The organism is Parasphingorhabdus sp., assembly GCF_039982395.1.
Taxonomy (GTDB): Bacteria; Pseudomonadota; Alphaproteobacteria; order Sphingomonadales; family Sphingomonadaceae; genus Parasphingorhabdus.
Genome location: NZ_JBDWYO010000003.1, coordinates 482,484 through 502,228, shown reverse-complemented (window position 1 = coordinate 502,228; position 19,745 = coordinate 482,484). Strand labels below are relative to the sequence as shown.

The 19,745-nt window shown below is 54.3% G+C and carries 21 protein-coding genes; 13 read left to right on the top strand and 8 right to left on the bottom strand.

Features of this window, described 5'->3' with window-relative positions; all coding sequences use genetic code 11:
- Positions 1 to 33 precede the first annotated feature (33 nt).
- Positions 34 to 1,296: an acyl-CoA dehydrogenase family protein gene (locus tag ABJV08_RS08980; protein WP_348041124.1), complete on the bottom strand. Its 1,263-nt coding sequence runs from the start codon at positions 1,294 to 1,296 to the stop codon at positions 34 to 36.
- 240 nt (positions 1,297 to 1,536) lie between these two features.
- Here ABJV08_RS08980 and ABJV08_RS08975 point away from each other — a divergent pair, with 240 nt between their 5' ends.
- The gene (locus tag ABJV08_RS08975) at positions 1,537 to 1,962 is read left to right on the top strand and encodes a MarR family transcriptional regulator (RefSeq protein WP_348041122.1); all 426 of its coding nucleotides are present in this window, start codon (positions 1,537 to 1,539) and stop codon (positions 1,960 to 1,962) included.
- 41 nt (positions 1,963 to 2,003) lie between these two features.
- Here ABJV08_RS08975 and nadB read toward each other — a convergent pair whose 3' ends face one another.
- Together nadB and ABJV08_RS08965 are read right to left on the bottom strand one after the other, a co-directional pair.
- The gene (nadB, locus tag ABJV08_RS08970; protein WP_348041120.1) at positions 2,004 to 3,596 is read right to left on the bottom strand and encodes an L-aspartate oxidase; all 1,593 of its coding nucleotides are present in this window, start codon (positions 3,594 to 3,596) and stop codon (positions 2,004 to 2,006) included.
- Positions 3,593 to 4,531 carry an ABC transporter ATP-binding protein gene (locus ABJV08_RS08965; protein WP_348041118.1) on the bottom strand — a complete coding sequence of 313 codons (939 nt, stop codon included), beginning with the start codon at positions 4,529 to 4,531 and terminating at the stop codon, positions 3,593 to 3,595. The genes nadB and ABJV08_RS08965 overlap by 4 nt, the downstream gene beginning before the upstream one ends.
- Positions 4,532 to 4,686: 155 nt before the next feature.
- On the opposite strand from ABJV08_RS08965, the gene ABJV08_RS08960 reads away from it, so the two are divergent.
- The 12 genes from ABJV08_RS08960 to ABJV08_RS08905 all read left to right on the top strand — a co-directional run bounded on the left by ABJV08_RS08960 (position 4,687) and on the right by ABJV08_RS08905 (position 12,804).
- Entirely contained in the window at positions 4,687 to 5,193 is a 507-nt protein-coding gene (locus ABJV08_RS08960; protein ID WP_348041116.1) for a DUF4402 domain-containing protein, read from the top strand.
- Positions 5,194 to 5,354: 161 nt separating this feature from the next.
- A complete protein-coding gene (locus ABJV08_RS08955) occupies positions 5,355 to 5,852 on the top strand; it encodes a DUF4402 domain-containing protein (protein ID WP_348041114.1) in 498 nt (165 codons plus the stop codon).
- A gap of 107 nt (positions 5,853 to 5,959) precedes the next feature.
- Entirely contained in the window at positions 5,960 to 6,505 is a 546-nt protein-coding gene (locus tag ABJV08_RS08950; protein WP_348041112.1) for a DUF4402 domain-containing protein, read from the top strand.
- A 67-nt stretch (positions 6,506 to 6,572) separates the two neighbouring features.
- The gene (locus ABJV08_RS08945) at positions 6,573 to 6,782 is read left to right on the top strand and encodes a zinc-finger domain-containing protein (RefSeq protein WP_348041110.1); all 210 of its coding nucleotides are present in this window, start codon (positions 6,573 to 6,575) and stop codon (positions 6,780 to 6,782) included.
- Between the two features lie 48 nt (positions 6,783 to 6,830).
- Positions 6,831 to 8,258 (top strand): metalloprotease TldD, encoded by a 1,428-nt coding sequence (tldD, locus tag ABJV08_RS08940; RefSeq protein ID WP_348041108.1) that lies wholly within the window; start codon positions 6,831 to 6,833, stop codon positions 8,256 to 8,258.
- A 101-nt stretch (positions 8,259 to 8,359) separates the two neighbouring features.
- Entirely contained in the window at positions 8,360 to 8,872 is a 513-nt protein-coding gene (locus ABJV08_RS08935) for a DUF924 family protein (protein WP_348041106.1), read from the top strand.
- Entirely contained in the window at positions 8,856 to 9,383 is a 528-nt protein-coding gene (locus tag ABJV08_RS08930) for a CPBP family glutamic-type intramembrane protease (protein WP_348041105.1), read from the top strand. Before ABJV08_RS08935 ends, ABJV08_RS08930 begins: the two co-directional genes overlap by 17 nt.
- A gap of 13 nt (positions 9,384 to 9,396) precedes the next feature.
- Positions 9,397 to 9,951 carry a pyridoxamine 5'-phosphate oxidase family protein gene (locus ABJV08_RS08925; protein ID WP_348041104.1) on the top strand — a complete coding sequence of 185 codons (555 nt, stop codon included), beginning with the start codon at positions 9,397 to 9,399 and terminating at the stop codon, positions 9,949 to 9,951.
- Positions 9,952 to 9,957: 6 nt separating this feature from the next.
- Complete coding sequence (locus ABJV08_RS08920) at positions 9,958 to 10,170, top strand: DUF2007 domain-containing protein (RefSeq protein WP_348041102.1); 213 nt, start codon at positions 9,958 to 9,960, stop codon at positions 10,168 to 10,170.
- Positions 10,167 to 10,997, top strand: a complete 831-nt coding sequence (locus tag ABJV08_RS08915) for a patatin-like phospholipase family protein (RefSeq protein ID WP_348041100.1) — start codon at positions 10,167 to 10,169, stop codon at positions 10,995 to 10,997. The genes ABJV08_RS08920 and ABJV08_RS08915 overlap by 4 nt, the downstream gene beginning before the upstream one ends.
- A gap of 142 nt (positions 10,998 to 11,139) precedes the next feature.
- Positions 11,140 to 11,478 (top strand): P-II family nitrogen regulator, encoded by a 339-nt coding sequence (locus ABJV08_RS08910; protein WP_348041098.1) that lies wholly within the window; start codon positions 11,140 to 11,142, stop codon positions 11,476 to 11,478.
- A 15-nt stretch (positions 11,479 to 11,493) separates the two neighbouring features.
- Positions 11,494 to 12,804, top strand: coding sequence for an ammonium transporter (locus ABJV08_RS08905; protein ID WP_348041096.1), 1,311 nt, complete (start codon positions 11,494 to 11,496; stop codon positions 12,802 to 12,804).
- 167 nt (positions 12,805 to 12,971) lie between these two features.
- Here the strand turns inward: ABJV08_RS08905 and ABJV08_RS08900 are convergent, their stop codons facing one another.
- The 5 genes from ABJV08_RS08900 to ABJV08_RS08880 all read right to left on the bottom strand — a co-directional run bounded on the left by ABJV08_RS08900 (position 12,972) and on the right by ABJV08_RS08880 (position 19,712).
- The gene (locus ABJV08_RS08900; RefSeq protein ID WP_348041094.1) at positions 12,972 to 14,558 is read right to left on the bottom strand and encodes a GMC family oxidoreductase N-terminal domain-containing protein; all 1,587 of its coding nucleotides are present in this window, start codon (positions 14,556 to 14,558) and stop codon (positions 12,972 to 12,974) included.
- Positions 14,492 to 15,457, bottom strand: coding sequence for a sterol desaturase family protein (locus ABJV08_RS08895; RefSeq protein WP_348041092.1), 966 nt, complete (start codon positions 15,455 to 15,457; stop codon positions 14,492 to 14,494). The genes ABJV08_RS08900 and ABJV08_RS08895 overlap by 67 nt, the downstream gene beginning before the upstream one ends.
- A 47-nt stretch (positions 15,458 to 15,504) precedes the next feature.
- Positions 15,505 to 15,933 carry a TIGR01244 family sulfur transferase gene (locus ABJV08_RS08890; protein ID WP_348041287.1) on the bottom strand — a complete coding sequence of 143 codons (429 nt, stop codon included), beginning with the start codon at positions 15,931 to 15,933 and terminating at the stop codon, positions 15,505 to 15,507.
- 92 nt (positions 15,934 to 16,025) lie between these two features.
- Entirely contained in the window at positions 16,026 to 17,816 is a 1,791-nt protein-coding gene (recQ, locus tag ABJV08_RS08885) for a DNA helicase RecQ (protein ID WP_348041090.1), read from the bottom strand.
- A 90-nt stretch (positions 17,817 to 17,906) separates the two neighbouring features.
- On the bottom strand, positions 17,907 to 19,712 hold the full coding sequence (locus ABJV08_RS08880; RefSeq protein ID WP_348041088.1) for an ABC transporter ATP-binding protein/permease: 1,806 nt from the start codon (positions 19,710 to 19,712) through the stop codon (positions 17,907 to 17,909).
- Between the last annotated feature and the right edge of the window lie 33 nt (positions 19,713 to 19,745).

The following is a 19,745-nucleotide window of genomic DNA, read 5'->3' as shown; positions in this document are numbered from 1 at the left end:
GTCCGGCCTTTCTTGTTTCATGGGTGCGTGGTTTTAGCGCTGTGGCTTGTAACCTGCATTGGCCATTTCATTGCGACCAACCACCATATGGTGGACTTCGTCCGGACCGTCGGCGAGACGCAAAGTTCTCTGGTTGGCATACATGCGGGATAGCGGCGTCCATTGGGATACACCGGCAGCGCCGTGGATCTGGATGGCTTCATCGATAATCCGGCAGGTGATCTCAGGCACATAGGCTTTGACCATAGAAACCCAAACGCGAGCCTGTTTGTTGCCCATGACATCCATGGCTTTGGCAGCTTTGAGGACCATCAGGCGCATCGCTTCAATGTCGATCCGCGCACGAGATATAACTTCAAGATTTTTGCCGAGCAATGCCAAGGGTTGGCCAAAAGCTTCCCGGCTTCCGCCGCGATGAATCATCAAGTCCAAAGCTCTTTCTGCAACGCCAACACTGCGCATGCAGTGGTGGATCCTTCCGGGGCCCAGACGAAGCTGAGAAATTTCGAAGCCCCGGCCTTCACCCAAAAGGATGTTCTCTTCCGGCACCCGTACATTGTTGAATTTGATGTGCATATGACCATGCGGCGCATCGTCATCACCAAAGACATGCATCGGTCCGACGATTTCGACGCCTGGTGTATCGATGGGAACCAATATCTGTGACTGTTGTGAGTGTGATGGACCATCCGGGTTGGTTCTGACCATCGTAATCATGACCTTGCAACGCGGGTCGCCCGCACCGGAGATATAGAATTTCTCTCCGTTTATCACCCATTCGCCTTTTTCCAGGACGGCTTCTGTCCGAATGTTGCGAGCATCCGAAGAAGGATGGCCAGGCTCAGTCATGGCGAATGCAGAGCGGATTTTGCCTTCAAGCAGCGGAACGAGCCATTCTTGCTTCTGCGCGGTTGTGCCGACGCGTTCGAGCACTTCCATATTACCGGTGTCGGGTGCGCTACAATTCATACATTCTGATGCCAGTGGGTTTTGGCCCAGGATTCCAGCGATAAACGCATAGTCCAGGTTTTTCAGCCCTTCACCTGATTCCGCATCCGGCAGAAAAAAGTTCCAAAGCCCTTGTTCGCGCGCTTTGTTTTTCACGCCTTCCAGCAATTCCAATTGTCCAGGAACATAGCTCCAGCGGTCTTGGCGACCTTCTCCCATGGAAAAATATTGCTCAGTGATGGGGTCTACTTCCTCGGCAACAAATCGCTTTACCCGGTCATAAAGAAGCCGGCCGGCGTCGGACATTCTTAGGTCATTCATTTCTGAGTCATTGGGATCATGGGTCATTGTTGTTCCTTTTCTGGGCTGTTGAGACGGTCACATCCGATAGCAGAGTGACACAATTACGAGTCGTCAAATTAGTTCATTGTCAAACTATATCACAATGGCATAAGATGGCAATATCACAATAAATTCCCAGAAATACGATGAACATACCTTGCTGGATCTAATTCCAAGATCAATTATAATTCAAGAGTGAACTTATAATTGGTTCACAAACTACCAAAAATCCACTATTGATGAGAAATGTCGGCAAAAAACCTCAGATTTTATTCGCGGCTGCAAATTGCCGCGCACGCGCTCAAAAAAAGTTCGGATCGCCGGATGCTGGAGGTGGCCGGCGTCACAACGGCGCAAATGTCCGCCTTAGCCATTATCGCATCGGAAGAAGCGACAACGCAGACTCGATTGGCAAAAGAGCTCGGTCTTAATGATTCTGCGATTACCGCAATGATGCGCCGGCTTATCGACCTCAATTTGGTGGAACGGGTGCGAGATGACAATGATGGCCGGGCATGGTTGCTGAAGCTGACCAGCTTTGGCGACGAAGCCGCTAGAAAAGCCGCGTCGATCACGGATCAAACCAGTTCTAAAGTTGATGAGATGCTTGGCGAAAAAACAATTGCCACGGTTGTCGCGGCGATGGAGCTGATCATCAATGATTTGGATTGACGGCCAGACTTTGTACCTGTGAACCTGGAGTGCTGGTTCTGCTAAGGTGCTAAAACCGTATCGACGGCTTCATTTGCCAACTCCGGATAATCGGTAATATAATGCAATCCCCGACTTTCCTTGCGCGCCAGGGCTGATTTTACGATCAGATCCGCTACTTCGATCAAATTGCGCAACTCGATCAAGTCTTGGGTCACACGGAAATTTCCGTAATATTCCTCCACTTCGCCACGCAATAAGTTGATGCGATTCTGGGCGCGTTCGAGGCGTTTTGTGGTGCGGACGATGCCGACATAATTCCACATGAATCGCCGGATTTCGGTCCAGGTCTGTTTGATAACCACTTCTTCGTCGCTGTTGGTGACGCGGCTTTCGTCCCAAGGGCGGATCGGTGGCGGGGCAGGGAGGTCATCCCAATGTGCCTGTATGTCCCGCGCCGCCGCGTCGCCGAATACAAAACATTCGAGCAAGCTATTCGATGCGAGGCGGTTCGCGCCATGCAAGCCACTTTCGCTGGCTTCGCCCGCAGCATAAAGGCCCGGCAAGTCTGTGCGACCGGCCAGATCGATCAATATCCCGCCACAGGTATAATGCTGCGCCGGCACGACCGGGATCGGTCCGGTCGTCATATCGATGCCCAGTCCGATCAGCTTGTCATAGATGTTCGGAAAATGGCCTTTCACGAATTCTGGATCGCGGTGGGAGATGTCGAGATGGACATAGTCCAGGCCGAGCCGTTTGATCTCGTGATCATTGGCACGCGCCACGATGTCACGTGGGGCCAGTTCCATCCGCTCGGGATCAAAGCGCTGCATATAGCGTTCGCCCGCTTCGTCGTCTGCATCATCCGGCAACTTCAGATGTCCACCTTCGCCGCGAACGGCTTCGGTGACCAAAAAGTTTTTGACCTCGAGATTGTAGAGGCAGGTCGGATGGAACTGCATCATCTCCATATTGGAAACCCGCGCGCCGGCGCGCCACGCCATGGCAATGCCATCGCCGGTTGCCCCGCGCGGTGCGGTCGAGAATAAATAGGTGCGTCCCGCGCCGCCGCTGGCCATGATGGTCGCGCGCGATGTGAGAGTTTCGACATGACCGCTTTCATTGTCGAGCGCATAAACGCCCCAGACATTTTTAGCGCCGGTCGGTGTTTCTGCATGGCGATCGACGATCAGGTCAATCGCAACCATATGGGGGCGCAGCGTAATATTGGGGTGAGCCGCGGCCGTGTTTTGCAACGCCTCCTGCACCGCCCAGCCGGTTGCGTCATCGACATGGACGATCCGCCGGTGGCTGTGCCCACCTTCGCGGGTCAAGTGAAGCGCTTCCTCTTCTTCATTAAATGGCACACCCATATCGACGAGACGCTCGATCGCAGCTGGTGCATTTTCAACGACAAATTCTACGGTTTCACGGCGGTTCAGGCCTGCGCCTGCGCCCATCGTGTCGTTGATATGATTCTCAAATGTATCTCCGGCGTCAAGCACGGCTGCAATGCCGCCTTGGGCCCAGGCTGTCGAGCCGGAGGTCAGTTCACCTTTGGCAAGAACCAGCACTTTGTGGGTTCGGGCCAAAGTGATCGCGGCGCTCAGTCCCGCTGCACCGGAACCGATAATGATGACGTCGTGGGTCACGCTGCTCTGTCGCGGGTGAGGTTGAGGAACACATCCTCCAGATCCGCCTCTCTTGTAGTGACATCAACGATGGCGAAGCCACATTCTTGCACGGCAGCCATCACGCCGCCGGCATTGGTTCTATCTTTATTATAGGTGACCGCCACCGTCCGCGGACCGATAAATTCTGCTTTGTCGAAAAGCTCATTGGTAAAGGATGCGGCATCATTCGCTTCGCTTATGTCCCGGTCCAACGTCAATTCGACTAGTTTTTCGCGGGCCATGTCGACCAGCTCTGGAGTCGGTTTGTTGGCAATCAATTTGCCGTGATTGATAATCGCAATGCGTTCGCACAGATTCTCTGCTTCTTCGAGATAATGGGTCGTCAGGACAATTGTCACGCCCAGGTTGTTGAGTTCCTGTACATATTCCCAAAGCTGCTGCCGTAGATCGATGTCTACACCGGCAGTCGGTTCGTCTAGCACGAGTATCGGCGGCGAATGAACCATGGCCTTGGCAACCAGCAGCCGTCGTTTCATACCGCCCGACAAAGTGCGAGCGTAGGCATTGGCTTTGTCCCCGAGATGGACGGCTTCTAACAATTCCATCGTGCGGCGATTGGCTTTCCCGACGCCATAAAGCCCAGCTTGTACTTCCAGTGATTCAAAGGGCGTGAAAAAGGGATCAAAGATAATCTCTTGCGGTACGATTCCGATCGATGCCTTTGCATTGCGCGGGCTATCATCGATGTCAAAGCCCCAAATGCTTGCGCTGCCTCCGGTCTTGCGAACCATCCCGGACAAAATGTTGATGAGCGTTGATTTGCCGGCACCATTGGGGCCCAGAAGGCCAAAAATCGAACCGCGGGGCACTTCAAAACTGACGTCGTCGAGTGCCTGTTTGCCGCCGGTGTATGTTTTCGACAGATTCGTAATCGAGATTGCTGCATTGGTCATGGGCTGCGCATAAACATCTTGGCGAGGACAATCAAAGGCTTTGCTGCATATCGTTTCGATAGACCCTAATGTCAGGTTAACCCTTCTGATAAGTCTAAATTTGTCATGTTCCCCTTAGCTGCGGCAAAATGACCATTATCGGAAACCAGAACCACATGCGCAGAGCGATGCTTGTCACAGCATTACCGCTTGCGGCGCTGTGTTCGGCTGGTCCGCTAGCGGCGGCTTCAAATTCTTCTGACAGCAAAGTATCGGTGCGCAAGTCGGTGACCCTGAGTAAGACGTCTGACTTGATGTTTGGTGATTTTGCAGCAGGCACCACCAGAAGCATTTTTCGCCTCAATCCGCGAACGGGTGCACTGGTTCAGCGAAGCGGCGATGCGGTATCGTTGGGTGGTACACAGTCTCTCGCGTCTTTTGATGTGACCGGAACAGCGCGCCTTCGGGTCCAGATTTCGACCGGACAGAATAGGATATTCATCGTGCGGGATGGCGGAGCTGAGAGGATGCGCATAAATCGCTTCCGCTTTGACCGTCGCCGGAAAAGATTGAATGCAGCGGGCGAACGAACCTTCAATATCGGCGGACAATTGCGCATTGGCGCGAACCAGAGAGCCGGTGTCTATCGCGGTTCCTTTGAAGTGTCGGTTGATTATTTCTGACTGCTTCTGGCGGGGCTGCGGCTGATCCGATAATATGGTAAACCAGCGGTTAACCCTCAAATTCAAGAATATTTAGCAGTTTGGGCGTTATAGATCCTGCTGTGGGAAAAGAGACATCTTCAGTTCTGACCGGATGGTCAGGGATAAAGTGCGCGCTATTGATGCCGTTCTGTCTTGCTATGTTCGCGCCATCCACGGCTGCGGAGGCGGCCAGTCGCAACGGCCAGACTCGAACAACAGTCAGTCAAGCGGTGAGCATCACCAAAAATGCAGACTTGCACTTTGGGGATTTTGCCGCCGGAACCAGCCAGAGTCGTTTCCGGTTAAACCCTGCAAATGACACGGTCACTCAATTGAGTGGTAACGCTGTTCCTTTGGGCGGAAGCCAGACAGCTGCATCTTTCACTGCATTTGGTACACCGCTCTATAGAGTTCGGATGACGGTTAATCAGAATCGGATCGACTTGACCCGAGTGGGTGGCACCGAAACCATGCGGGTCGATCAATTCCGTTTGGATGGCGGCAATGGAACGCGCAACCGAACGCTCAGCGCAAGTGGATCCGTCGAATATAAAGTCGGGGGAAGGCTCACCATAAACGCTGGCCAAGCGGGCGGTGCCTATGCGGGAACGTTCAACGTCAACATCGATTATCAATGAAGAGAATGATCACTTTCAATAGATTACCCCGAAATTAACCAAGCGGGTAAAGGCAATATTACAACGTTTGATCTAGAGAAGTGATCAACCAAATTAGGGTAGATTTTGTGAAGACCAGAGACCAGATTTTACCGCGCCTGATCGGCGGCCTGTTTTTTGTGCTTGTCGCGTTGACGAGTGCACCGGCTGTCTTTGCCCAAACCGCAGCCGCTGATTCCAGCGCGATCACAATCGGCCCGCTTTCCGTAGTGAAAACCGCTGACCTTCAATATGGGAATATCATTGCCGGACCGACCAACGGCACAGTATTCATTGATACCCGAAACGGCAATGTAACCGCAGCCGGCGGCGCGACGCTTGCTGGCGGGGCAGTAAATCGGGCCAATTTCATTATCTATGGCGGACCAAACCAGATCGTCGAGATATCGATCCCCGGAGCGCTATGGGTAAACCATGCAAATGGTACGGACCGCATGCGGATCGATCAGTTGGCGATTGGCAACGGCAACCGGAATTTCAGCACTTTTGTGCGCGGCTTGCTCGGTACGCTTGGCATTTACAATCTGACCGTTGGCGGACGATTGCGTGTCAACGGCAGCCAACAGGAAGGCGCTTATACTGGCTCCTTCGTGATGACGGTCGATTATCTCTAATATTGGGTTGTTAAGGGTCGCGTGGGAAAATATTGCGCGACCGCACATCTGTTGCTAATTCAGCCGCATGATCGAATCTCCCGAAATAGTTAAAACCTCCAAAAAGCGCGTGTCCTGTGATGGCGCGACCGATATTCCGGGTGGTGCCGCGCTGGGTCATCCGCGTGTCTGGCTGGAAATCGATGAAAAAGGCTATGTCGAATGCGGTTATTGCGACCGGCGATTCGTTCTGGCCGGCGGACCGGCAGACATATCTCCGGTACAGTCCCAAGAATAATCCGACATAAGGGGTGCAAGCCACCCGATATATTTCTATATAGGCGGGATGATAGATAATCTTGACCCCCGCTCGTTTCTGTATCGCCCTGATGGCTTAGACCCGGATAAAGCCAAAGCGCTGGTTTCCCAAAGTCTCTCCGCTTGCGATGATGGCGAACTTTATTTGCAATATAGTGCCGTCGAGAGCTTTGGCTTTGACGATGGTCGCTTGAAGACAGCCGATTACAGCACCGATAGCGGCTTTGGCCTGCGCGGTGTCTCGGGCGAGATGACCGGTTTTTCCCATAGCAATGAAATCAGCGAGGCGGCTATTCGTCGTGCGGCGCAAACCTTGCAATTGTTGGACCCGGCCAAAGGAGAAAAAGCCGCGCCACCCCGAGGCAGCAATCGTCACCTTTATGGCGAAGCCAATCCATTGGAAGCGATTCCGTTCGCGCAAAAAGTCGCACTTTGCCAACAGATTGATACCGCGGCGCGCGCCCGAGATCCCCGTGTTTCGCAAGTGTCTGTCGGCCTGTCCGGCAGTTGGAGCGTGATTGAAGTTGTTCGTCCCGATGGTTTCGTTGCCACCGACGTGCGGCCGCTGGTGCGGCTCAATGTTTCGATTGTCGCCGAACAAAATGGCCGTCGTGAAAGCGGCAGTTTCGGTATGGGCGGGCGTTACCTCTATGATCAACTGTTTGAAGAGGCGCGTTGGGATCGGGCAATTGATGAAGCTTTGGCGCAAGCCCTGGTCAATCTCGAAAGCGTCGATGCGCCTGCGGGTGAACAGACTGTATTGCTTGGCCCCGGCTGGCCCGGCATCATATTGCACGAAGCCATTGGTCATGGTCTCGAAGGCGACTTCAACCGCAAGGGCACGAGCGCCTTTTCTGGAAAAATCGGCCAGCGCGTTGCTGCTCCCGGTGTCACTGTGGTTGACGATGGCTCGATCAAGGAACGGCGTGGCTCACTAAGCATTGATGACGAAGGCACGCCGACACAGGAAAATGTCCTGATCGAAGACGGCATATTGAAATGTTATATGCAGGATCGGCTGAACGCCCGTTTGATGGGAGTGCCGGCCACCGGCAACGGGCGCCGCGAAAGCTATGCCCACGCGCCCATGCCGCGGATGACGAACACGTTCATGCGGGGCGGTAAGGACGATCCGGACGAGTTGATGAGCCGCGTCAAAAACGGTATTTACGCCAAGAGCTTTGGGGGAGGGCAGGTCGACATTGTGTCTGGCAAGTTCGTCTTTTCCTGCACCGAGGCGTATAAGATTGAAAATGGCAAGCTTGGTGCTCCGATCAAGGGGGCAACATTGATCGGTGACGGTCCAACCGCGCTGACCAAAGTGAGCGGCATCGGGAATGATATGGCGCTCGACGAAGGCATTGGCATGTGCGGCAAGGGTGGGCAGTCCGTGCCCGCTGGTGTCGGACAACCGACCTTGCTGGTGGAAGGATTGACCGTCGGAGGGACGGCTTGAGCTTTCCGCGCATTATGTTTCCGCCAAAGATCCGAGATTGGATCGGATATGTCTGCTTCTAAGAGAATAGGTTCATCCCGGTGAATTGGCCCGAAGAAATATTGTTATTTTGGTTTCGCGAGCTCAACCCGAAAGACTGGTGGATCAAGAGCGACGCGATGGACACGATTTGCGAAACCCGGTTTCTGGATCTGTGGGAACAGCAAAAATTGAAGACCGCTCCGGATTTTCTCACGTCTCCAGAGACCGCGATTGCGGCCATCATTCTCTTTGATCAGATGCCGCGGAATATGTTCCGGGACCATCCCAACGCGTTTACTACAGACTATCTGGCGCAGCAGATTGCTGAAAAGGCCGTTGATCTGGAAATAGATCAGCATTTGCCTGAGCAGCAACGGGCATTTCTCTATATGCCGTTTATGCATGCAGAGGATATTCGGCTGCAGGATAAGTCTGTTGCTTTGTTCGCCGCCTTGGGCAGCAATCAGAAATTTGCCAATGAACATCGGGATGTTATCGCAAAATTTGGCCGCTTTCCTCATCGCAATGCAGTTCTTGGGCGTCCGATGAAACCGGGAGAGCAGGCGGCAATAGACGATGGCGCGAGCTGGTAGTCTGATGCCGATCGCTGCCATAAAACAGACTTGGCGGGCGCTGCTGATATGGCCCGATAGCGGCCGTTGGAAAGCGGCCTTTGGCGTTGCGCTGCCAACGACAGCAATCATCGCATTATGTGGCTATCTGGGGGGATGGCTTCGTTTTGACCCCGTGATGGACCTCCAGTCAGCGCTGGTTGCGGCCATGATCCTGTTCTTCATTCCCGCCTTGGTCGAAGAACTGGTCTTTCGCGGCGTGCTGCTATCCTGGTTCGCGACATTCTCCCAGCGCTGGGGAAACTGGCTTTCTGCCATATTGTTCACGCTATGGCATCCGTTTCAGGCGCTGACCTTTGGGCCGCCATGGTCTGCAATCTTTCTGCAGCCTTCGTTTCTATTTGCTACCTTCCTATTGGGCATTGTATTGATCCATGTTCGTATTGTTTCGCAGTCACTATGGCCGGTGATCGTGATACATTGGATATTGGTGCTGCTGTGGAAATGGTTTTTCGGCGGTCCGTTTTACTGAACAGGAAACTGCCATGGCGGAATTTTTTAATGCGTTGAATGATGATCATATCGCCTTCATTGCCAAACAACCGATGTTCTTTGTCGCAACGGCGGCTGCAGACAGCCGGATCAATCTGTCGCCGAAAGGCTATGACGCGTTTCGGGTGCTTGGCCCCGACCGGGTTGCTTATCTGGATCTCGGTGGATCTGGCAATGAGACGCATGCCCATCTGATTGCGGATGGACGGATCACCATCATGTTTAACAATTTTGCCAATCCGGCGCTGATCATGCGACTTTATGGCACCGGAAAGCCGGTGCTGCCGCAGGATGCGGGCTGGGATGAATTGGCAGCGCATTTCGATATTTTGCCGGGTACGCGCCAGATTTTCGATATAACGCTCGATAATGTGCAGACGAGTTGTGGCTGGGGCGTGCCGCAGATGGAGATGAAAGCCGAGCGCGAGACGCTGGTTAAATATCATCGTCAGGCTGATCCGGAAGCCTGGGTGGAAAAAACAGCAGACCGGGTGAAAAGTATCGATGGTTTGCCGACACGCGCGACGGACCGTTATTTTGGCGGATAATCGGTCATGAGCCTAGTCGAATTGTCTCGACATATGCATGGTGTGGAAGCCGAGATTGTCCGCGGTCGCCTTGAATCGGCCGGAATCGGCGCTGTCTGCTTCGATAGCAATGTTAATATTGCTGAGGGCGCAGGGATTGCATTGCCTGCCAGAGTGATGGTGCTGGCCGAAGACTTGGCCGATGCGAAAGCCATATTGGCAGAGGATGTGTCTCTATGAGCGATATCGGGAAAATTTCACTTGCGCTTGGCGGCGGCGCGGGCCTCGGCTGGACGCATATTGGCGTGTTGAGAGCGATTGATGAATCACCGCTCGAAATAGCCGCAATCGCGGGCACATCTATGGGTGCGATCGTCGGTGCAAGCTATGCCGTTGGCAGGCTGGACTATATCGAAGACATGGCGCGCAACGTGAATTTCCGCAAGATGCTGCGGTTCATGGATCCGCATTTCAAGCGCGGCGCCGTTATGGGCGCGCGCAATATCGAAAAAGAGCTGGAGACCGAACTCGGTCATCTCAACTTCGAAGACCTGCCGTTTCCGGTCGCGGCCGTCGCGGCTGATCTGCGGACAGGGGATACGATTGTGATGAAGTCGGGCAAGCTGGTGCCAGCGATCCGCGCATCCATGTCCTTGCCGGGCATATTTAAGCCCGTGGAGCATGAAGGTCGCCTGCTCGTGGACGGAGGAGCGGCGTTGCCCGTTCCTGTTTCACCGGTGCGAGAGCTCGCCCCGGAAGCCCTCTGCCTGTCGGTCAACCTGCAGGATGATTTTATAAACCGTTCGATTGCAGCGGGCATTGCCGTCAACAATGGCAAAGAGCCCAATAGTCTAGCCATCGTCAAGGCATCGGTGGGTCTGTCGTTGCGGAATCTCGGCCGCTATTCGCTGGCATTGGACCCGCCAGATTTTTTAATGTCTCCACCGGTTGGCCATATTGATATCCAGAATTTCACCCGTGCTGACGAACTGATCGATATCGGCCGGCGTGAAGCCGAAAAAATCATCCCGGAAATCCTGGCAAAATTGTCCGACTGTGCTGCCTAAATTTTGTGCATCAGTGCTGCGATGCACAAAATTTACTCTTTCTTAAGCGGTTGAGATTCAAGAAATCCCTTTGAATCCATAGTATTACGATTCTGGCACGCGCTTTGCGAGGTCCCTATTGGTAACAACAATAGGGGGCGTAATGAAATTTATCATAGCCATAATCAAACCGTTCAAGCTTGACGATGTTCGGGAAGCTCTGACTGGCGTCGGCGTGACCGGCATGACCGTAACCGAAGTCAAAGGCTTTGGTCGGCAAAAAGGTCAGACCGAAGTCTATCGTGGTGCGGAATATACCACCAACATGGTTCCGAAACTCAAAATCGAAGTGGCTTGTGCCAGCGCTGTTGCTGCTCAAGCGGTTGAGGCGATTCAAGCCGCTGCCGGGACGGAATCGATAGGCGACGGCAAGATATTCACGCTCGCGCTGGAAGACGCTGTTCGGATTCGGACCGGCGAAACCGGCGACACAGCAATATAATCGGGGAAACAGATAATGAGAAAATTTTTAACGATTTCTGCAGGATTGGCGGTCACGGCTGTCGCTGCTCCTGCGCTGGCGCAGGAGGCAGCTGAAGTGGCTGACCCAAGCGCCAATACAGCCTATATACTCAACACGCTTCTGTTCCTGATCGGTGGATTTCTGGTCATGTGGATGGCGGCCGGATTTGCGATGCTGGAAGCCGGCCTCGTTCGGTCAAAAAATGTATCCATGCAGTGTCTGAAGAATATCGGCCTCTATTCGATCGCCGGTATCATGTTTTGGGCTATCGGCTATTCAATCGCTTATCCCGGATTTGAAGGCGGCTTTATCGGTATCGCCGATTTCCCTTATGCCATGCAAGGCGTCGGAGAAGCTGACGTGGGCACTGGTTATTCGGTTGCTTCTGACTGGTTCTTCCAAATGGTCTTTTGCGCGACGACCGCTTCGATTGTTTCTGGCACCGTCGCTGAGCGCGTGAAGGTCATCCCGTTTTTCATTTTCGTATTCGTGCTGACCGGATTTATCTATCCTGTCGTCGTAAGCTGGGAATGGGGCGCTGGCTGGCTCGATGCGATGGGCTTCAGTGATTTCGCCGGTTCAACATTGGTCCACTCGACTGGTGGCTGGGCAGCTCTCGCTGGTGCATTGATCATCGGACCTCGTCTCGGACGCTATGTTAATGGCAAGATCACGGTCATGCCGGGTTCGAGCATTCCCTTGGCAACCTTGGGTACGTTCATCCTGTGGCTCGGTTGGTTCGGTTTCAACGGCGCATCGCAGCTCGCAATGGGCACGATCAGCGACGTCAGCGATGTGTCTAAGATCTTTGTGAACACCAATATGGCTGCGGCTGGCGGTGTTGTCGTAGCGATCATCCTGACCCAAGTGATGTACAAGAAGATTGACGTTACCATGGCGTTGAACGGTGCATTGGCTGGTTTGGTTTCGATCACGGCAGAGCCACTCACTCCATCGGTACCGCAAGCTTTGCTTATCGGCGGTGTCGGCGGCGCGATTGTTGTCTTCGCCGTTCCATTGCTCGACAAGCTGAAGATTGATGACGTCGTTGGCGCCATTCCGGTTCACCTTATGGCCGGCATCTGGGGCACGTTGATCGTTCCTTTTTCCAACACCGAGGTGCCATTTGTTGCGCAGCTAACCGGTGTTGTCGCAACCGGCGTATTCGTGATGATCGCGAGTTCGATCGTCTGGTTTGCAATCAAATATACCATTGGTGTCCGTCCATCGGAAGAGCAAGAAATGCTCGGCATGGATATCGCCGAGGTAGGCGTCGAAGCCTATCCGGAGTTTGCCAAAGGCTAACCAGTTTGGCGCTGACCTTCTCCTCCCATAATCGGGTCGGCGCCTCACCTTGTTCCTCCTGCGAACAAACAACTCATGGCCGGTGATGTGAAAGCATCCCGGCCATTTTTTGTGCGGATCAGAGAAAGTCTCAGCCCAGTCGTTGCCGACAAGAACCGGCGTTGGTCTTAGCGCATATCAGCCTTGATAAACTCTGCGACGCGCTCCCCGATGACGATACTGGTGGCATTTGTATTGCCACTGATGATCTCGGGCATGATCGAGGCATCTGCGATATAGAGGCCTTCCAAGCCGCGGAATTTCAAACGCGGATCGACGACGGCATCTTCATCCGCCCCCATCCGGCAGGTGCCGACAGGGTGGTATACAGTATCTGCACGATCCCGGATCAGCCCATCCAGCTCTGCGTCATTGTCTATGTCGATGGGATGGCGGTCCGTCGGTGAAAATTCCGTCAATGGTGGGGTTTCCAATATGCGTTTCATATGCCGAACCCCTTTGCGCAAGGTGGCGATATCCCGATCATCGTCGAGAAAATTCGGATCAATTGCTGGCGGCGCTGTGGGATCGCTATCGTTCAATCTGACCGATCCCTTGCTATAGGGACGCAAAACGCAGGCGTGGCAACTAAAGCCGTGGCCCTTGACCTTCTCGCGGCCATGATCTTCGAGCATTGCAGGCACGAAATGATATTGGATATCCGGTGCCGGAACGTCAGGGCCGCTGCTCCAGAAACCACCTGCTTCGGCATAAGGCGTGGTCATGATTCCTGTGCGCTTCATCCGGTGCTCCAGGATCGCTTTGCCCATGCGCATGGTGCCTTGTAGAGAATCTCCGATAAGCTCTTTGGACTCGGTCTGATAACCGGAAACAAAGTCGATATGGTCCTTCAGGTTCGCACCCACTTCCGTTTTGTCCAGCGCGACATCCACGCCCTTGTCTTTCAGATGCGCTGCGGGTCCGATACCGGAAAGCTGCAGAATATGGGGGGATCCGAACGCGCCAGCCGACAGAATGACCGCCGCCCGTGCGTTGATCGTTTCTTGCCCGGAGCCGCGCTTTATCTGTACGCCCGTAACGCGACCTTCCTTAACGATCAGCTTTTCGACCAGTGATTTGGTCTTGATCGTCAGATTGGCGCGAGAACGGGCCGGTTCTACATAGGCGCGTGCTGCAGACCAGCGTTCACCGGCTTTCTGGGTCACTTGATACAGGCCTATGCCTTCTTGTTTTTCTCCATTGAAATCATCGAGTATCGGCAACTGCAAGTTGCGCGCCGCTTCGACAAAGGCAAGACTGCCCGGGTTGGGCCATTTCTGATCGGACACGGAAAGCGGGCCGTCGCCGCCATGATAATCATCGCCGCCCCGAACATTGCCTTCCGATTTTTTAAAATAGGGCAGAATATCGTCATAGGACCAGCCGTCACAGCCCATGGCTGCCCAATTGTCATAATCCCATTTGTTGCCGCGAATATAAACCATCGCATTGATCGCGCTGGAACCGCCAAGACCCCGTCCCCGCGGTTGATAGCCGATCCGCCCGTTCAAACCCTTTTGGGGAATAGTATCAAATTTCCAATTGGCGTTCTTCAAAAGAAACGGCATCATCCCGGGTGTCTTGACGAGAAAATTGTCGTTCCGTCCGCCCGCCTCGATGAGGCAGACCGTGTGTTTTCCGTCTTCGCTTAACCGTCCTGCCGCTGCACTGCCGGCGGAACCGCCGCCGATGACGATGATGTCAAATTCTGCCATGTTTCATTCTCCTCTTTTGCCCAGCGCGCCTTTATGGTTTCGCTGCTCTCCCGGGAACCGTCATGGCTCCACCCCGGCGGTTTTATCAAATAGTTGATCTTGAAACGCCAAGGCGCACTCCAAAGGTCCCGGGCGATGCCGATCCATTCATGAAAGGCCGCCCATAGCAAGTTGAAACTTTGAAGGTTTTTGATGATGCCATATTGAATTTTCTCTGCATCGGTTTCAGGTTCGAACGTGCCGAACATCTTGTCCCAAATGATGAATACGCCAGCATAGTTGCGATCGAGATAGCGCGGGTTGGTCGCATGATGAACGCGGTGGTGCGAAGGCGTGTTCATCACCGCCTCGAACCAGTGCGGCATCCGGTCAATGGCTTCGGTATGGATCCAATATTGATAGACCAGATTGATGCCTGAAAGGAAAAAGACCAGCGCCGGAGGAATGCCAAGCCAGAACAGGGGAAGCGAGAAGATGAAGCTGAGGGCAAAAAAGCCGGTCCATGTCTGTCGCAAGGCGGTGGTAAGATTATAATGCTGGCTGGTGTGATGGATGACATGTGCGGCCCAGAACCATCGAACCCGATGTGCGGTGCGGTGGAACCAATAATAGGCAAAATCATCCAGCACGAAAGCAACAGGGACGAGCCACAAGAGGTTTTCCCAACTCGTCTCGATCTCGAAAATTCTATGCTCATAGACCCATAAGCTGAGGGCAAGCACAAATCCGCCGGTCAGGATTCCGGCAACGACGCTGCCCGTTCCCAATGCCATAGACGTGAACGCATCTTTGGTTTCATAGCGGATCTTGCTGTTTTTCCGACTCCACCACCATTCCAGCGCAACAGTGAGGACGAAGAAGGGAATAGCCCAAATGGTCGGAGATGGCAGGTTTTCCATGGACACAACTGCTTACACGAATGTCAGTGGCTGTCCAGTTTCAGGCGTTAATTCTCGCCGGTGAGCGCATCAATCATCGCTCGGATCGGCGTGATATCATAGCCTGCGTTGCCGGCTAGCCGGGCAATTTCTTCCGGTGCCACACCCTGTTTTGCTTGCGCCAGAGACCAGAGCAAGGTGGACCGTGTGCCGGAACGGCAATAGGCCAGCGTTTTTCCCTTGGCTTCGCCCAGAGCCGCAATCATCGCTTCTACCTGCGGAGCGGAAAAACCGCTGTGGGTGATTGGAATCGCAACATAGCTGATGCCAGCGGCTTCGGCTGCGGCTTCAATATCGGCGCTTTGTGGTGCGGAGGGCTCCTCGCCGTCGGGGCGATTGTTGATGATCAGAGTGACCCCTTCGGCCTTGGCCGCGGTGACATCATCCAAAGTGATTTGGGGTGAAACGCTGATCTTGTCATCAATTTTACGGAACATGCTTTGGGACTCCTCGGTCGGAATATTCGTGTCGGTAGATGTTGCGGCACCGCAGCCGATCAAGGCAATCGGTAATATTGCGGATAGAATTCTCATACACCCTCCTGCTGCGATTCCGAGACTTCTTGAATGACGGCCAAAAAGGCGTCGCCATGTTTTTCCAGTTTCGCCGCGCCGATGCCGGGCAGTTCGCTCAGCGCTGCGAGGCTATTGGGTTTCAGGCCGGTCATATCACGCAAGACGCTGTCATGAAAGATCACATAAGGAGGGACGCCCAGTTCCTTGGCCAGCTCCATGCGTTTTGCGCGTAAGGCCTCAAACAAGGGGTCACCAAAGGGATTGGGAGAAGCGCTGTTGCCGCGCCGTTTTCGCGATGCTCGCTTGGGTGGTTCAACGATGGCAATTTCTTGCTCGCCCTTGAGAATTTTGCGGGCATCGGGGCCGAACATCAGGCCGCCATGTTCGGTGTTGCGCAGCGCGTCGCGGAGCAAAAGTGATCGGGCTACCGGTTTGATCAAGGGCGATTCTTCTTCATCGACAATGTCGAAGACGGACAGTTGATCATGACCACGGGAAAGAATTTTCTCATCCTGTCGTCCAGTCAGCACGGCCTCGAGATGGGTGACGCCGAAGCTTTGTCCAGTGCGATAGACGGCGGACAAGAATTTGCGGGCGAGCTCGGTAACATTGCGGGTGATCGGTGCGTTCAAGCAGTTGTCGCAATTGCCACATTGTTCGGGCGGTTTCTCGCCAAAATGCCGGAGCAAGACCGTGCGGCGACATCCTGCCGCTTCGACCAGGCCGCCCAAAGCGGCCAGCCTCGTGCGTTCGCTGTCCATCCGCTTCTCATCGATTTCAGAAAGCCGTTGCCGCGCTTTGGCGAAATCCTCTGCACCCCAAAACATATGGGCTTCGGCCGGGTCGCCGTCGCGACCCGCGCGGCCGGTTTCCTGATAATAAGCCTCGATTGATTTGGGCAGGCCAGCATGGGCGACAAAGCGCACATCCGGCTTGTCGATCCCCATGCCAAAGGCGATGGTAGCGACCATCACCATATCCTCGGATGCGACAAAATCCGCCTGGTTCTGTTGGCGCACTTCGGGCGGCAGACCTGCATGATAAGCACGGGCGCTGCGCCCGGTGGCTGCAATCTGGCTGGCCATTTTTTCGGTCGCTGCCCGGGTTTGTGCATAGACGATCCCTGGGCCTGCGATGCGATCAACCAAGTCGCCAATCTGACGCGTCAGTCCGCTGCGCGGGCTCATGCTGTAGCGGATGTTGGGACGGTCGAAGCCTGCGAGGATCAGGCCATCTTGCTCGATGCCCAATTGAACCAAAATATCATCGCGCGTATGCGCATCGGCGGTGGCCGTTAGCGCCAGCCGCGGTACCGTAGCGAAATTGTCGAGAAGCGGACGGAGCAGCCGGTAGTCGGGTCGGAAATCGTGCCCCCATTCGGAAACGCAATGCGCTTCGTCGATTGCAAAAAGAGAAATGTCGGCCTGTTCCAGCAGCTCACGAAAATGGGGTTGCGATGCTCGTTCGGGCGCTGCGTAGAGCAGATCCAGCTCGCCTGCTTTCAGACGGGCAATCGTCTCGGCACGGTTGTCATCGGCAGAGGTGAGGGTGGCCGCCCTGATTCCCACCGCTTCGGCACTGCGCAATTGATCGTGCATCAGGGCGATCAGTGGTGAAATCACGATCGTCGTGCCGGAGTTTTTCATCGCGGGGAGCTGGTAACAGAGCGATTTACCGGAACCGGTTGGCATGACGGCCAGTGTATTTTGCTTTGCTATCACGCGCGTCAGGACATCGCCCTGCATGCCCCGAAAGCTGCTAAAGCCGAAAGTCGATTTGAGCAGAGGAAGGAGGGCTTCGGTCATTCTTCTTTCCCTAGCTAGAGACAGCTCTATGCGAAACCGCAAAAGCAGAATTGTCCGAAATTGTTGTTCCCGTGATCGGCATTTATGTGGCTAAGCCAATTCTCGCTCCTCCGCTTGCCGCTTCCACATATCCGCATAGAGTCCGCGTTTGGCTAACAACTGCCGGTGACTGCCACGTTCTGCAATGCGGCCTTCGTTGAGCACGATAATCTCGTCTGCATGGGTGATCGTCGAAAGCCGATGGGCGATGATCAATGTGGTTCGTCGTTCCGAAATTTTTGCCAGCGTCGCCTGGATTTCATCTTCTGTGCGGCTGTCGAGCGCCGAGGTGGCTTCGTCCAATATCAGCACCGGCGGATTTTTCAGCAGCGTACGGGCAATTGCGACCCGCTGTTTCTCGCCACCGGACAATTTTAACCCGCGTTCGCCAACCTGCGTATCATAGCCATCGGGCAGTTTGGCGATAAAGCCATCAAGGGCTGCTCCGCGTGCGGCTTCCTCAATCTCTGCCTGGGTCGCGCCTTCGCGGCCATAGCCGATATTATATCCGATACTGTCGTTGAACAGCACGCTGTCCTGCGGGACGATGCCGATCGCGCCGCGCAGACTGTGCTGCGTGACAGCGGCAATGTTCTGACCGTCGATCAGTATCTGGCCGGCTTGCGGGTCATAGAAGCGGAACAACAACCGCGCGATGGTCGACTTACCGGCCCCGGAAGGGCCGACAATGGCCAACGTCCCGTCCGGTGGAACCTCAAAATCAAGGCCATGTAATATCTGGCGATCTGCGTCATAGTTGAAAACCACATTCTCAAACTGCACTGCACCGTCGGAAACCTGCAGCGGCTTCGCGCCTGGCTGATCGATGACTTCTTGTTCCGTATCGATCAGCTTGAACATCGCGTCCATATCAACCAGCCCCTGTCGAATGGTGCGATAGACCATGCCAAGCAGATCCAGCGGCCGGAACAGCTGCATCAACAAGGCGTTGACCAGCACCAGATCGCCAACGGTCAAATTGCCTTGTTTCCATCCATAGACGCTGAACGCCATCGCGCCGATCATGGTCAGATTGGTGATGATGGATTGCCCGATATTGAGCAAGCCTAGCGAGTTTTCCGATTTGACTGCAGCATTCGCCCAGTCCTGCATTGCCTTGTCATACCGTTCGCTTTCGCGGCGCTCGGCGGTAAAATATTTTACCGTTTCATAATTTAGCAGGGCATCGACCGACCGGCCGATTACCCGCGTGTCCATATCGTTCATTTTCGCCCGGAGGGCATTGCGCCAGTCGGTCACTTTGCGCGTGAAGGTGATGTAGACCGCGACCATGGCCATGGTCGCGGCCACCAGCCCGAAACCGAATTTGATCTGAAAGATGATCAACACCGCAGTCAGTTCGACGATTGTTGGCGCGATGTTGAACAACAGAAAATAGAGCATGATATCAATGCTCTTGGTGCCGCGTTCGATGATCTTGGTCACTTCTCCGGTGCGCCGACCCAGATGGAACCGCAGCGAGAGGCTGTGGAGATGGGTGAAGACATTTGTGGCCAGGCGTCTTGCCGCTTGCTGGCCAACCTTTTCAAACACAATGTTCCGCAGATTGTCGAACATCACCTGACCGAAGCGGGCTAGGCCATAAGCGGCAACAAGAGCCAGCAATATGGTGAGTTCGGTATTCATGTCATCGCCGGACATGCCATCAACAACGGCTTTGTAGAGGAACGGCATTGTCAGGATGGCTGCCTTAGCGCAGAGCACCAGGAAGCCGGCTGCAATGATTCGCAACCGCAAGCTCGGCGCACCTTTGGGCCAGAGATACGGCAGAAAACGCTTAAGCGTAGGGATCATCGGCGGGTCAATTTGACCCTGGGTAGAATAATCAGGTGGCATGGATGCGGATGTAGGACCGCGCGTGCAGAAAGT